The organism is Pseudomonas sp. 3A(2025) (genome assembly GCF_054589175.1).
On the sequence record NZ_BAAILM010000034.1, the window covers coordinates 200,862 to 214,395 of the forward strand.

17 protein-coding genes are annotated in these 13,534 nt (G+C 60.5%); 10 read left to right on the forward strand and 7 right to left on the reverse strand.

What is annotated here, in order from left to right; translation table 11 throughout:
* Window positions 1-14: 14 nt before the first annotated feature.
* Window positions 15-350 (reverse strand): ElaB/YgaM/YqjD family protein, encoded by a 336-nt coding sequence (locus ACYP2A_RS14850; protein ID WP_459746030.1) that lies wholly within the window; start codon window positions 348-350, stop codon window positions 15-17.
* Between the two features lie 167 nt (window positions 351-517).
* On the opposite strand from ACYP2A_RS14850, the gene ACYP2A_RS14855 reads away from it, so the two are divergent.
* Both ACYP2A_RS14855 and ACYP2A_RS14860 read left to right on the forward strand, forming a co-directional pair.
* Entirely contained in the window at window positions 518-733 is a 216-nt protein-coding gene (locus ACYP2A_RS14855) for a dodecin (RefSeq protein WP_459746031.1), read from the forward strand.
* Between the two features lie 117 nt (window positions 734-850).
* Window positions 851-1,075 (forward strand): DUF1161 domain-containing protein, encoded by a 225-nt coding sequence (locus ACYP2A_RS14860; protein WP_459746032.1) that lies wholly within the window; start codon window positions 851-853, stop codon window positions 1,073-1,075.
* 40 nt (window positions 1,076-1,115) lie between these two features.
* Here the strand turns inward: ACYP2A_RS14860 and ACYP2A_RS14865 are convergent, their stop codons facing one another.
* Window positions 1,116-2,117, reverse strand: coding sequence for an LLM class flavin-dependent oxidoreductase (locus ACYP2A_RS14865; protein WP_459746034.1), 1,002 nt, complete (start codon window positions 2,115-2,117; stop codon window positions 1,116-1,118).
* A 202-nt stretch (window positions 2,118-2,319) separates the two neighbouring features.
* On the opposite strand from ACYP2A_RS14865, the gene ACYP2A_RS14870 reads away from it, so the two are divergent.
* Both ACYP2A_RS14870 and ACYP2A_RS14875 read left to right on the forward strand, forming a co-directional pair.
* Window positions 2,320-2,748, forward strand: a complete 429-nt coding sequence (locus ACYP2A_RS14870; protein ID WP_459746035.1) for an OsmC family protein — start codon at window positions 2,320-2,322, stop codon at window positions 2,746-2,748.
* A 76-nt stretch (window positions 2,749-2,824) separates the two neighbouring features.
* Window positions 2,825-3,058, forward strand: a complete 234-nt coding sequence (locus ACYP2A_RS14875) for a DUF1161 domain-containing protein (RefSeq protein WP_459746036.1) — start codon at window positions 2,825-2,827, stop codon at window positions 3,056-3,058.
* A gap of 33 nt (window positions 3,059-3,091) precedes the next feature.
* Here ACYP2A_RS14875 and ACYP2A_RS14880 read toward each other — a convergent pair whose 3' ends face one another.
* Window positions 3,092-3,508, reverse strand: a complete 417-nt coding sequence (locus ACYP2A_RS14880) for a PA0061/PA0062 family lipoprotein (RefSeq protein ID WP_459746037.1) — start codon at window positions 3,506-3,508, stop codon at window positions 3,092-3,094.
* Between the two features lie 90 nt (window positions 3,509-3,598).
* On the opposite strand from ACYP2A_RS14880, the gene ACYP2A_RS14885 reads away from it, so the two are divergent.
* Complete coding sequence (locus ACYP2A_RS14885) at window positions 3,599-4,654, forward strand: aminopeptidase (RefSeq protein WP_459746038.1); 1,056 nt, start codon at window positions 3,599-3,601, stop codon at window positions 4,652-4,654.
* 3 nt (window positions 4,655-4,657) lie between these two features.
* Here ACYP2A_RS14885 and ACYP2A_RS14890 read toward each other — a convergent pair whose 3' ends face one another.
* Window positions 4,658-5,308 carry an HAD family hydrolase gene (locus tag ACYP2A_RS14890; protein WP_459746039.1) on the reverse strand — a complete coding sequence of 217 codons (651 nt, stop codon included), beginning with the start codon at window positions 5,306-5,308 and terminating at the stop codon, window positions 4,658-4,660.
* Window positions 5,309-5,432: 124 nt separating this feature from the next.
* Entirely contained in the window at window positions 5,433-5,978 is a 546-nt protein-coding gene (locus tag ACYP2A_RS14895; RefSeq protein ID WP_459746041.1) for a gamma carbonic anhydrase family protein, read from the reverse strand.
* A gap of 111 nt (window positions 5,979-6,089) precedes the next feature.
* Between ACYP2A_RS14895 and prlC the strand changes: the two genes are divergently transcribed.
* A complete protein-coding gene (gene prlC, locus ACYP2A_RS14900; RefSeq protein ID WP_459746042.1) occupies window positions 6,090-8,138 on the forward strand; it encodes an oligopeptidase A in 2,049 nt (682 codons plus the stop codon).
* On the forward strand, window positions 8,135-8,419 hold the full coding sequence (locus tag ACYP2A_RS14905) for a YheV family putative zinc ribbon protein (protein WP_459746044.1): 285 nt from the start codon (window positions 8,135-8,137) through the stop codon (window positions 8,417-8,419). The genes prlC and ACYP2A_RS14905 overlap by 4 nt, the downstream gene beginning before the upstream one ends.
* Before the next feature lie 51 nt (window positions 8,420-8,470).
* Here ACYP2A_RS14905 and ACYP2A_RS14910 read toward each other — a convergent pair whose 3' ends face one another.
* Entirely contained in the window at window positions 8,471-8,716 is a 246-nt protein-coding gene (locus ACYP2A_RS14910; RefSeq protein ID WP_459746047.1) for a hypothetical protein, read from the reverse strand.
* A 177-nt stretch (window positions 8,717-8,893) separates the two neighbouring features.
* Here ACYP2A_RS14910 and ACYP2A_RS14915 point away from each other — a divergent pair, with 177 nt between their 5' ends.
* The 3 genes from ACYP2A_RS14915 to ACYP2A_RS14925 all read left to right on the forward strand — a co-directional run bounded on the left by ACYP2A_RS14915 (window position 8,894) and on the right by ACYP2A_RS14925 (window position 12,550).
* On the forward strand, window positions 8,894-9,952 hold the full coding sequence (locus tag ACYP2A_RS14915) for a PA0069 family radical SAM protein (RefSeq protein WP_459746049.1): 1,059 nt from the start codon (window positions 8,894-8,896) through the stop codon (window positions 9,950-9,952).
* A gap of 211 nt (window positions 9,953-10,163) precedes the next feature.
* Window positions 10,164-10,889 carry a carbonic anhydrase gene (locus ACYP2A_RS14920; protein WP_459746050.1) on the forward strand — a complete coding sequence of 242 codons (726 nt, stop codon included), beginning with the start codon at window positions 10,164-10,166 and terminating at the stop codon, window positions 10,887-10,889.
* A gap of 98 nt (window positions 10,890-10,987) precedes the next feature.
* Window positions 10,988-12,550: a SulP family inorganic anion transporter gene (locus tag ACYP2A_RS14925; protein ID WP_459746052.1), complete on the forward strand. Its 1,563-nt coding sequence runs from the start codon at window positions 10,988-10,990 to the stop codon at window positions 12,548-12,550.
* On the opposite strand, the gene ACYP2A_RS14930 is transcribed toward ACYP2A_RS14925, so the two are convergent.
* Window positions 12,547-13,209 carry a hypothetical protein gene (locus tag ACYP2A_RS14930; protein WP_459746053.1) on the reverse strand — a complete coding sequence of 221 codons (663 nt, stop codon included), beginning with the start codon at window positions 13,207-13,209 and terminating at the stop codon, window positions 12,547-12,549. The two genes, ACYP2A_RS14925 and ACYP2A_RS14930, sit on opposite strands and share 4 nt — an antisense overlap.
* Window positions 13,210-13,534: the final 325 nt, after the last annotated feature.

The following is a 13,534-nucleotide window of genomic DNA, read 5'->3' on the forward strand; positions in this document are numbered from 1 at the left end:
AGGAGCCGGCTGAATCAGTCGCCGCGCTTGAACAGCAGGTAAGCGGCCAGCAGGCCCAGCGCGCCAACCGCCACACCGGCGGTGGTCCATGGATGATCCTGGGCGTAGTCGCGGGTAGCGAGGGCGTTTTCTTTGGTTTTGACTTTGACGTCCTCATACACCTCGCCCAGGTCGCTGATCAGACCGCGCGAGTGGCCCAGGGCGCGCTCGGCGCTGGCCTTGAGGCTCTTGAGGGTCTTGCTCGACTCATCGGAAGCGTCGTTTTTCAAGCCTTCGAGCGACTTGAGCAGGCTCTCGATCTCTGCTTCCACGCTTTGCAGCGAAGCCTTACGGAGTGACGAACTAGCCATGGTGTTTCTCCTGCAGTGATGAATGATGTGTGTTGGTTCCGACTACAGGGTTTTCGGAAAGTGCAGTGACATTTGCACTGCGCTGAACTTTTGCGCGGCTTTTCCACACAGATGCAGGGAGCGTTATCACTGCTACGCTCGTTAACGACCTTTAAGGAGAACTGCCCATGAGTGACCATCGCACGTACAAGAAAGTCGAGCTGATCGGCTCGTCGACCACCTCCATCGAAGACGCGATCAACAACGCCCTCGCCGAAGCCAGCAAGACCCTGACCCATCTGGAATGGTTCGAAGTCACCGAGACTCGCGGCCATATCGAAAACGGCAAGGTCGCGCACTTTCAGGTGACCATCAAGGTCGGTTTTCGCATTGCCAAAAGCTGATTAGCTGAATGACAGCCGGGTGAGTCGGCGACTGAACCTTCAGACTGGCTCACTGCCATATTCCGTGAAGCCCGCAGGCGGGTATCGTGCAGTACAACCGGATGGGGAGATGTACCGATGAAGCGATTCATACTGGCTGTAGGGTTGTTGAGTCTTGCAGGCACTGCCATGGCGGCAGGCAAGCCGTGCGAAGAACTGAAAGCCGAAATCGACGCCAAGCTCCAGGCCAAGGGCGTGACGTCCTATACCCTGGAAGTGGTCGAAAAAGGCAGCGCCGCCGACCATCAAGTGGTCGGCAGCTGTGAAGGCGACACCAAGGAAATTGTTTATTCGCGTGGCTGATTATTTCCGCAGGAGCGGCTAAAGCCGCTCCTGCGACAGCTTAGCCCTTGGCGACTTGCGCCAGAATCTCGAACGAACGTAGCCGGTCGGCGTGTTCATACAGGTCGCAGGTGAAGATCAATTCATCGGCGCCGGTCTGCTCCAGCAACACCTCCAGTCTGGCTTTGACCTTCTCCGGGCCGCCCACTACGGCCAGGCCGAGGAAACTCGCCACTGCTTCTTTCTCGTGCGGCAGCCACAAACCTTCCATCGACGGCACCGGCGGGCGTTGCACCAGGCTGTGGCCGCGCATCAGCGCCAGAATGCGCTGTTGCACCGAGGTCGCCAGGTAGTCGGCCTGCTCGTCGGTGTCGGCCGCCACCAGCGGCACACCCAGCATGACATACGGCTTGTCGAGTACCGCAGAGGGCTTGAAGTGGTTGCGGTACACGCGAATCGCCTCGTGCATATAGCGCGGCGCAAAGTGCGAGGCAAAGGCGTACGGCAGGCCGCGCATACCGGCCAGTTGCGCACTGAACAGGCTTGAACCGAGCAGCCAGATCGGCACTTCGGTGCCATAACCCGGCACGGCAATCACCCGTTGTTCTGGCGTACGCGGTCCCAGGTAGGCGACCAGTTCCTCAACGTCATCGGGAAAGTCATCGGCGCTGCCGGAACGCTCGCGGCGCAGCGCCCGGGCGGTCATCTGGTCCGAGCCCGGCGCGCGGCCCAGGCCCAGGTCGATGCGGCCCGGGTACAGGCTGGCCAGGGTGCCGAACTGCTCGGCAATCACCAGCGGCGCATGGTTGGGCAGCATGATGCCGCCGGCACCCACGCGAATCGTCGAGGTACCGCCTGCCAGATAGCCAAGCAGCACCGAGGTGGCCGAGCTGGCGATGCCGTCCATGTTGTGGTGTTCGGCGACCCAGAAGCGGTTGTAGCCAAGTTTCTCGACATGACGGGCCAGGTCCAGCGAGCGATGCAGGGCATCGGCGGGGCCTTTGTCCTGGCGCACCGGCACCAGGTCAAGGGTGGAAATCTCGATATCGGACAAGCGTTTCATAGGCCGGGCAGCTCCTTGAAATGGGCGGGCATGCGCCCGTAATGAATACAGGAATGAGGGTGGCCAACGCCCTTTTCAATGCCGCGCGCTGAAATTTCCTACTTAATTGGTCGGATTTATTGTCGGTTGAACTTTAGCGCGCGAGCTATCCTCAGAAACCTTGTACTGCACGAAACATCCTGACCTTTCACAAGGAGACACCATGAGCATCGTCAAGAAAGCATCCGCCCACTGGGAAGGTGATCTGAAAAAAGGCGTCGGTCACATCTCTACCGAAACCGGCGTGCTGCGTGAAGCGCCTTACGGTTTCACCGCCCGCTTTGAAGGCGGCAAGGGCACCAACCCTGAAGAGCTGATCGGTGCTGCGCATGCCGGCTGCTTCTCCATGGCCCTGTCGATGATCCTCGGTGACGCCGGTTTCACCGCCGACAGCATCGACACCCAGGCGCAGGTCACCCTCAATCAGGTCGATGGCGGTTTCGCGATTACCGATATTCACCTGGTCCTCAAGGCCAGGGTGCCGAATATCGACGCGGCCAGATTCGAAGAGCTGACCACCAATGCCAAAGAAGGCTGCCCGGTGTCCAAGGTGCTCAACGCCAATATCACCCTGGAAGCCACCCTGCTCTGACGGGTGCCGGTAGCGGCCCGCGCTGGAATCCGGGCCGCCTGCTGGTCAATTGTCGTTTTGGCGAAGGAATCGAAAGATGAAACGTCTGACTGTCGCGCTGACCTGCTCTCTGTTAGCCAGCGGTGCCCTGGCGGCACCGAAGTCCTGCGATGAACTCAAGGATGAAATCGAGGCCAGGATCCAGGCCAACAACGTCGCCTCTTACACGCTTGAAATCGTCACCAACGACGAGGTTCGCGACCAGAACATGGTCGTTGGCAGTTGCGAGTACGGCACCAAGAAAATCATTTATCAGAATAACGATCGTTGAAAAAAAGTGATCGTTGAAAAAAGTCATCGCTGATCAGATGCACTGAATATGCCCTTCGCGGGCAACCACCTGACGTTGCGCGTCGTACAGCCGGACCTCGATGTCGTTGGCAAACGTGCGAGCTTCCAGGCGATAACGCTCACCGGCCTTGAAGTGGTCGTAGTCAACCTGGATGAAACAGGTGATCTCGGCCAGATCGTCACTGAACATGCCCAGCGCCGAGCCTGACCGATACTCATAATCGAAGCGCACCTGCAGCTTATGCTTGCCCGGTGTCACCTGAAAATAACGCCCGTCATAGGTGCGCTGGCCATCGAGCTTGTCGGCCATCACCAGCTTGCCGGTCGTGGTAGTAAGGTCGACCCAGGCCTGCCCCGCATCATGACTGGGCAAGGGGCCGGCGCATCCAGCCAGCAGGCCGAGGGCGAGAATCGGTATTATCGAGCGCATGGCAGGCTCCTGATGAACATGACGCGATCATAATGGCCTCGTGTGTCGATGTCCTGCCGGACATGGTGTCTTCATTTCTCAAGGCCGTTTATGTCAGCACCCGATGTTTTACGTCTGTGGCGCGGTTTGCCCATCCTGGCGCTGTTGCTGCTGGGCGGTTGTTCCAGTCTTTCCTATTACCAGCAATTGGCCGCCGGGCAATTACAGCTGTTGCAGGCCCGCGAAGCGGTGGCCGATGTTATCGTCGACCCGGCCCGCGACCCGGTGCTGCGTCAGCATCTGGCCCAGGCGCAACAGGCGCGGCGCTTTGCCAGCGAGCAATTGCACCTGCCGGATAACCAGAGCTACCGCAAATACGCCGATATCGGCCGGCCTTACGTGGTATGGAACGTGTTTGCCACCCAGGAGTTCTCGCTGGAGCCGGTGACCCACTGTTTTCCGATTGCCGGCTGCGTGGCCTATCGCGGTTACTACAGCGTGGGCGGTGCACGCGGTGCGGCGGCCTTGCAGCGCCAGGCCGGCCAGGATGTGTATGTGGCCGGGATCGAAGCGTATTCGACGCTGGGCTGGTTCGACGACCCGATCCTCAACACCATGCTCGGCTGGGGCGATGAGCGTCTGGCAGCGCTGATCTTTCATGAACTGGCGCACCAACGGTTTTATGTGCAGGACGACACCGCGTTCAACGAGTCTTACGCCAGCTTCGTCGAGCAGCAAGGCGCCCGCCAGTGGCGCGCCGCCCGTGGTCTGCCGGCGCAGGAAGACACCCGCAGCGCGCAGCGCGATGCCCTGACGGCTGTGGTTCTTGAAACCCGCCAACGCCTGCGCGCACTCTATGCCCAAACGCTGCCCGCGCCCGAGATGCGCCAACGCAAAGCCGCCGAATTCGAGCGCCTGCGCCGCGAGTACCGCACGCTGCGCGACCAGCGCTGGCCGGGCGACAAACGCTTCGACGCCTGGATCGACGCACCGATGAACAACGCCAAACTGCTGCCCTTCGGTCTGTATGACCAATGGGTACCGGCATTTGCGGCCTTGTTCGCGCAGGTGAGCGGCGACTGGCCAACGTTTTACCAGCGTGTCGAGCAGCTAGGCAAATTGCCCATGCCCCAACGCCAGGCTGCGTTGCAAGCATTGATGCCCTGACGGTTACACAGCGGCAAATGCCTTATGCAAATCGGCCACCGTGGCAAACCGGTATTCCGGGGCCTCGGCGTCCAGCTCTGCCGAACCGCCAAACCCGTACTCCACCGCCGCCACTTGCAGCCCGTTACGCCGGCCGCCAATCAGGTCGTGCTTGCGGTCGCCGATCATAAGGGTCTGCTGCGGATCGAGCTTTTCTTCGGCCAGCAAATACGCGATCAGTTCGACTTTGTCGCTGCGCGTGCCATCCAGTTCGCTGCCGTAAATCACTTTGAAGTAACGGGCAAAGTCGAAATGCCGGGCGATTTCACGGGCGAATTCCCAGGGCTTGGAGGTGGCGACATACAAGGTGCGGCCCTGGCCGCTCAGGGTGTCGAGCAATTGTGGAATGCCGTCGAACACCTGATTTTCATACAGCCCGGTGACCTTGAAGCGTTCGCGATAAAAGCCCACCGCTTCCCAGGCCCGCGCTTCGTCCATGTCGTAGAACTTCATGAACGCCTGCAACAGCGGCGGGCCGATGAAGTGCTCAAGTTTAGTGATGTCCGGCTCATCGATGCCCAGCTTGCCCAGGGCAAACTGGATCGAACGGGTGATGCCCAGGCGCGGGTCGGTCAGGGTGCCGTCGAGGTCGAACAGAATATTTTGCTGATGCATTGATGAGTGCCCGTGAATACGTTTGCGTAGGACCGACTTTAGTCGGGAACCAGGCACCGCATAGTTTCGCGGTGCTGCCTTTCGCGGCTAAAGCCGCTCCTACGGGGATGTCGATGAACCTGCTTCAGATCTGATCGTAACCCTCGGCCAGATGCTGGTCCTTGAGCTTCACGTAATTGGCCGCGCTGTAAGGAAAGAAGGCGATCTCTTTCTCGGTCAATGCCCGCACCTGCTTCACCGGCCGCCCGACATACAGAAAGCCGCTTTCGAGCACCTTGCCCGGCGGCACCAGGCTGCCGGCGCCGATAATCACGTTGTCTTCAACCACCGCGCCATCCATCACCGTGGTGCCCATGCCGACCAGAATCCGGTTGCCGATCACGCAGCCGTGCAGCATGCACTGGTGGCCGATGGTGACTTCATCGCCGATCAGCAGCGGGAAACCGTCCGGGTTGAAGGGTCCTGCGTGGGTGATGTGCAGCACGCTGGCGTCCTGCACGCTGGTGCGGGCGCCGATGCGGATGCGGTGCATGTCGCCGCGAATCACGGTCAGCGGCCAGACCGAGCTGTCGGCGCCGATCTCGACATCACCCAGCACCACCGCCGAGCGGTCGACAAAGGCACGTTCGCCAAGGATCGGCGTATGGTTCTGGAACTTGCGAATGGCCACGATAGCTTCCTTCTTTACCGGTAATAGAGCGGTCATCAAGGTTTGGGTGCTGCGCACGGCGGTGATTGTAATTAAGATGGCTCAGTGTTTCTTCCTGCCAAGGTGCAAAACGTGAGCGCGAACAACCCTCTTGTGCAACCGTACGACCTGCCGCCCTTCTCGGCGATCCGTGCCGAACATGTGAAACCGGCCATCGAGCAGATCCTCGCCGAGAACCGCGTTGCCATCGCCGATATCCTTGCCCGCCAAGGCAACACGCCCGACTGGGCCGGCCTGATCCTGGCCCTCGATGAACTCGACAGCCGCCTGGGCGCTGCCTGGAGCCCGGTGCGCCACCTCAATTCGGTGTGCAACAGTGCAGAACTGCGCGAAGCCTATGAATCGTGCCTGCCGGCGTTGAGCGCCTACTCCACCGAAATGGGCCAGAACCGCGCGCTGTTCCAGGCCTATGAGGCGCTGGCGGCAAGCCCCGAAGCGGCCGGTTTCGATATCGGCCAGAAGACCATTCTGGAAAACTCGCTGCGCGATTTCCGCCTGTCGGGCATCGACCTGCCGCCCGAGCAACAGAAGCGCTACGCCGATGTGCAAAGCAAGCTGTCGGAGCTGGGCAGTCAGTTCTCCAACCAGTTGCTCGACGCCACCCAGGCCTGGACCAAACTGGTCAGCGATGCCTCCGCGCTCGATGGCCTGCCTGAGTCGGCCATCGCCCAGATGGCTGCCGCAGCGAAAGCCAAGGACCTGGACGGCTATCTGATCACCCTGGAATTCCCCAGCTACTACGCGGTGATGACCTACGCCAACGACCGTGCCCTGCGCGAAGAGCTGTACACCGCCTACTGCACCCGCGCCTCCGATCAAGGCCCGAATGCCGGGCAGAACGACAACGGCCCGGTGATGGAGCAGTTGCTCGACCTGCGTCAGGAACTGGCCGGTCTGTTGGGTTTCGCCAACTTTGCAGAGTTGAGTCTGGCGACCAAGATGGCCGAGTCCAGCGATCAGGTGCTGAGTTTTTTGCGTGACCTGGCCAAGCGCAGCAAGCCGTTTGCCGCGCAAGACCTGGAGCAGCTCAAGGCCTATGCCGCCGAACAGGGCTGCCCGGACCTGAAAAGCTGGGACAGCGGCTACTACGGCGAGAAACTGCGCGAGCAGCGCTACAGCGTTTCGCAGGAAGTGCTGCGCGTGTACTTCCCGATCGACAAGGTGCTCAGCGGCCTGTTCGCCATCGTTCAGCGCCTGTACGGCATCGAGATTGCCGAGCTGACCGGCTTCGACACCTGGCACCCGGACGTTCGTCTGTTCGAGATCAAGGAAAACGGCCAGCACGTCGGGCGCTTCTACTTCGACCTGTACGCCCGCGCCAACAAGCGTGGCGGGGCCTGGATGGACGGTGCCCGCGACCGTCGCCGTACCCTGGACGGCCAGCTGCAGAGCCCGGTGGCCAACCTGGTGTGCAACTTCACCCCGGCGTCCCCCGGCAAGCCTGCGCTGCTGACCCACGATGAAGTCACCACGCTGTTCCACGAGTTCGGCCATGGCCTGCACCACCTGCTGACCCGCATCGAGCACGCCGGTGTCTCGGGCATCAACGGCGTGGCCTGGGATGCGGTCGAGCTGCCGAGCCAGTTCATGGAAAACTGGTGCTGGGAGCCCGAAGGCCTGGCGCTGATCTCTGGCCATTACGAAACCGGCGAGCCGCTGCCACAGGACCTGCTGGAAAAAATGCTGGCGGCGAAGAACTTCCAGTCCGGACTGATGATGGTTCGCCAGCTGGAATTCTCGCTGTTCGACTTCGAGCTGCACGCCACTCATGGCGACGGCCGCAGCGTGCAGCAAGTGATCGAAGGCATCCGCGACGAAGTCTCGGTCATGCGTCCGCCCGCCTACAACCGCTTCGCCAACGGCTTTGCGCACATCTTCGCCGGCGGCTACGCGGCCGGTTACTACAGCTACAAGTGGGCTGAAGTGCTGTCGGCCGATGCCTTCTCGAAATTCGAAGAAGACGGCGTGCTCAATGCCGAGACCGGCCGGGCCTTCCGCGAAGCCATTCTGGCGCGCGGTGGCTCGCAGGCGCCGCTGGTGCTGTTCGTCGATTTTCGCGGACGCGAGCCGTCGATTGACGCACTCTTGCGCCATAGCGGCCTGAGTGAGGAAGCGGCATGAGCGACACTCCGGTGATCACCCCGAAACGCTTCATCGCCGGCGCCGTGTGCCCGGCGTGCAGCGAAGCGGACAAGCTGAAGATGTGGAACGAAGACGGCGTGCCGCACCGCGAGTGCGTGAACTGCGGTTACAGCGACACGCTCAACGAGCAAGGGCTGTCGGTGCCCAAGGAATTGGGCACACGGGTCAACCAGCCGGTGGTCAAGCCGGCCAATCCGAAGGTTCAGGGCGTACAGTTCTTCCCGAACCCGAAGCTGAAAAAGCCGGTCGATCCGAGCTGAGTGAAGGTTTGACCCGGAGCCTTGCCGACACGGCTCCGGGTCAACGCTGTATCAAGGCCGGATCTTCTTGAAGGCAGTGGCCAGCTCGATCAGGATTTCATCATCCTTCTCGGAGTGACCTTGAACTCCATCGATATCGGTGTCTCCCGAGACTTTATCCAGAACACCATCTTTTTTCGAAGACGACACGTAGGCCACGTACGAAAGCTCCTTGTCTTCATAAAACTCGACAAGCACTTCCAGACTGTCGTCGCCTTCAAGGTCTTCGGTCGATAAACGCACTTCATAGCTGGCCATCTTGCACCTCGTTTCTGAATGGGGGTTACGAAAACTCGGTAGCCGAGCACGACTGCCCGCCGACGTTATGCCTGCCTTGTCATCAGGTCTACTGACAGAAATGACAGTTGTCGGATGAGTGGGCATCATGATCGATTGTCGTGTACTGTATATAAAAACAGTACAAAGGCATTTCCCATGACCTCATCTCCTCCCATCCGTGGACGCGGCACGGCCAGCAATCCGCATAACCGCTTCGCCCCGCATCGTTCGGTGGTCGAGGACGATGGCTGGTATCAGGAAGCGCCGCTGACTCAAGGCACCGAGGTCATTTTCGAGACCGCCAAGAGCATCATTACCCGCAACAGCTCGCCAGACATTCCCTTCGATCGCTCGATCAACCCGTATCGTGGCTGTGAGCACGGCTGCATTTATTGCTACGCGCGGCCCAGCCATGCCTATTGGGATATGTCGCCGGGTCTGGATTTCGAAACCAGGCTGATCGCCAAGACCAATGCTGCCGCCCTGCTGGAACAGCAACTGTCTAAACCTGGCTACCGCTGCGCGCCGATCACGCTTGGAGCCAACACCGATCCGTACCAGCCCATCGAGCGTGAGCACAAATTGACCCGTGCCACACTGGAGGTGTTGCTGCGCTACCGTCATCCGGTGACCATCATCACCAAGGGCTCGCTGATTCTGCGCGACCTGGACCTGCTCGCCGAGCTGGCCCGCCAACGCCTGCTGTCGGTGTTCATCAGCCTGACCACACTGGATGACACCCTCAAATGCATTCTTGAGCCACGGGCCGCGTCGCCCAAGGCGCGTTTACGGGCGATCAAGGTGTTGCGTCAGGCCGGCATACCGGTGGGGGTGATCTGTGCGCCGATGATTCCGATGATCAACGACAGCGAGCTGGAAGCCCTGATGACCGAGGCCAAGGCCGCCGGTGCGCTGAGTGCCAGCTATATTCTGTTGCGCCTGCCGCTGGAGGTTGCGCCGTTGTTCGAGGAGTGGCTGGCCACCCATTACCCGCAGCGCGCTGCCCATGTGATGAGCCTGATCCGCCAGAGCCGTGACGGCGCCACCAACGACAGCCGCTTTGGATCGAGGATGCGTGGCGAGGGTCAATTCGCCGAGTTACTGGCCCAGCGTTATGCCCTGGCCGCCAGGCGGCTGGGGCTTAAAAATCGGGAAAGTTTTGTGCTCGACTGTGACTCTTTCTGCCCGCCGGGTGGTCAGATGTCATTGCTATAGTTGTTCGATGTGGCACAAGGCTATTGCCAAAGCCGCGTCCTAGAGCTGTCGCATTCAGTTTCACTTAAGCTTTGATAGCTAGTCTGCAGTCAGGAATGTCCTTCGCAGACACGTGCAACGGATCTGTACGTTTTTTTCGAGTTGTTTCGAGGCATTGCCAGAAAACCAACAAGCATGAAAATCCACATCAATCCGCCAGAGAGGATTCGACATGAGTGACAGGGAAAATCAGCCCTCGGACAGTCCCCAGCCCGAGGTGGAGACGGCCCAAGAGGCTTTCAAACATATCGTGGACGGCTTCATACAGTTTCGTCATGAAGTGTTTCCCCAGCAGAAAGAACTGTTCAAAAAGCTGGCGACTGCACAGAAGCCACGCGCCATGTTCATCACCTGTGCCGATTCGCGCATCGTGCCTGAACTCATCACCCAAAGTTCTCCGGGCGACCTGTTCGTGACGCGTAACGTCGGTAACGTCGTACCGCCTTACGGGCAGATGAACGGCGGTGTTTCCACCGCCATCGAGTACGCCGTACTGGCCTTGGGTGTGCAGCACATCATCATCTGCGGCCACTCCGACTGCGGCGCCATGCGTGCGGTGCTCAACCCGCACACGCTGGACAAGATGCCGACGGTAAAAGTCTGGCTGCGCCATGCCGAAGTGGCGCGCACGGTGGTCGAAGACAACTGCTCGTGCGGTGAAGAACACGAGAACATGCGTGTCCTGACCCAGGAAAACGTCATCGCCCAGTTGCAGCATTTGCGCACTCACCCTTCGGTTGCATCGAAGCTGGCCAGCGGTCAGTTGTCGATTCATGGCTGGGTCTACAGCATCGAGACCAGTGAAATCCTGGCCTACGACGCCGAGCAGGACAAATTCCGTCCACTGGACGGCGACGGTCCTGCGCCGATGGCAACGCCAAAGGCACGCTTTTTCTAACACCGCACGCTGATTCCCCCCTCAACACGGCATGACCGCTGCGCCCCGGGCGCAGCGTCAGGCTTTGTCACGTCTGAAGAAACCCGGAGAGAGCAGTCATGGACGCATCCGCCATCAAGGGCAACACCTCGATCAAATCTGTCTTGCCACGGGAGCTATTGGCTTCCGTGGTCGTTTTTCTGGTCGCCCTGCCCTTGTGCATGGGCATCGCCATCGCTTCGGGCATGCCGCCGGCCAAGGGACTGATCACCGGCATCATCGGCGGTCTGGTGGTCGGCTTCATTGCCGGTTCGCCGTTGCAGGTCAGCGGTCCGGCTGCCGGCCTTGCCGTGCTGGTTTTCGAGCTGGTGCGCGAGCATGGCATGGCCATGCTCGGGCCGATTCTGCTGCTGGCGGGTCTGCTGCAAGTGCTGGCCGGGCGTTTCAAGCTCGGTTGCTGGTTCCGGGTCACGGCACCGGCGGTGGTCTACGGCATGCTGGCCGGTATCGGCGTGCTGATTGTGCTGTCGCAGTTACATGTGATGTTCGACAGCGGACCCAAGCCTTCGGGGCTGGATAACCTGATCGGCTTCCCGGCCACCCTGGTGCAGGCCATCGGGCCGGGCAGCGGCATGCAGGCCGGCCTGTTGGGGCTGGGCACCATCGCGATCATGTGGACCTGGGAAAAACTGCGCCCGCAATCGCTGCGCTTTGTGCCCGGTGCCTTGCTGGGCGTGGGCATCGCCACGGTGGTCAGCCTGTTCATGGCCTTGCAGGTCAAGCGCGTCGAGGTGCCGGCCGACCTCAGCGAGGCCATCGACTGGCTGCGCCCCGGTGATCTGGTCAATCTGGCCGACCCTGCCGTGCTGATCGCCGCTTTTGCGGTGGCGTTCATTGCCAGCGCCGAGACCCTGCTGTCGGCGGCGGCGGTGGACCGTATGCACAGCGGCGTGCGCTCCGACTTCGACAAGGAACTGAGTGCGCAAGGCGTGGGCAATATGCTGTGTGGTCTGGTAGGCGCCTTGCCGATGACTGGCGTGATCGTGCGCAGCTCGGCCAACGTGCAGGCCGGTGCCACCACGCGCATGTCGACGATTTTCCACGGCCTGTGGCTGCTGGCGTTCGTCCTGCTGCTGTCGAGCGTGCTGCAAAGCATTCCGGTGGCCAGCCTGGCCGGTGTGCTGGTGTACACCGGCTTCAAACTGGTCGATCTCAAGGCGTTCCGGGGGCTGGGCCGTTACGGACGGATGCCGATGTTCACCTATGCGGCAACGGCGGCGGCGATCATCTTCACCGACCTGTTGACCGGCGTACTGATCGGTTTTGCCCTGACCCTGATCAAGCTGGCGTTCAAGGCAGCACGCCTGAAAATCAGCCTGGTGCAGCTGCAAGACAGCCAGGAACTGGAACTGCGTCTGGTCGGCGCGGCAACCTTTCTCAAGGTCCCGGCGCTGACCAAGGTGCTGGCCAGCATTCCACAGGGCAGCACCGTGCATGTGCCGCTGGGCAACCTGAGCTACATCGACCACTCCTGCCTTGAGTTGCTTGAGGAATGGGGCCGGGCCAATGCCGCTCAGGGCACACGCCTGATCATCGAGCCGCGTGGCCTGAAGCGGCGTCTTGAAGGACGGGTGCGCACCACCACCGGGATCGGCACGGGCGCTGCCCAGGCTTCATCCTAGGCGTGATCGGAGGGCGTCAGGCCGGCCAGTTCCAGGCCGACGCCCTGCTGCATCGACAGGCACGGCCAGCGCTTCCAGGCCGCTTCCGTGCCGGGGCTGGCGAGTTTTTCGCGGTAGGCCTCGACCGACTCCAGCGCAAAGATTTCTTCGTCGAGCATCTCGTGCACCGCCAGGTGCACCGCTTCATCGAGCTGGTTGGCGAAGTCTTCGCCGATCAACTGGTGGGCGATGACGTTGGCCACCGTCGAGTCCGACGGAATCAGCGGCTGGCCCAGGTGGCGGATGTACAGATCGTTGACTTCCTCGACCAGCCGATGGGCCAGGTAGGCCTCATCCAGCAGGCTGTCCAGGCCTTCGTGGCCGTCCATGATTGAAGGCGGGCTGGTGAAAAACTGGGATGCAATACGCAATACCGGTTTGATCTGCGCTTCGATACCGGCCTCGATCGACGCATTGTGCGCGGCTTCGAGCAAATCGGGCACGTGTTCGATATAGGTCGAGACAAACCGGTTCAGGGCGTTATGAGCATCGCCTTCTGGCAAGTGAATGGCGCGGTGCAGATGCTGCAACTGGCTTTCCAGCTGGTGCAGCAATTGACCGGTCTGGGCTTCATGTTGCTGGGCACGCTGGATCTGCTCACGCAAGGCAGCGATGTTCATGGCGACTCCTGAGGCATAGGCCTGACTATTTTCTAATGATGAACTGCAAGAAATGGTCTGCCCTCTTAAGACCATCTTTGCAGTCCTGGCCTGCAAATACTGGGTCGAACGAAGTGTGACAAATTTTCCTACGTGTATGGGATGACATACCTTAGCTCGCTTGACACATTTGCTAAGACCGATTTGGCATAACAGGTTCGTTTTTATATGGCCGGCCGGTCAAAAAAAACCTGAATAGTCACGCAACTGTCATTCAGCCGCTGGGCCGATGCTGCCGGGCGGCGCTTCTTGCCTGTCTATACTGCTGAGCAGGAAGCAGGCTGAT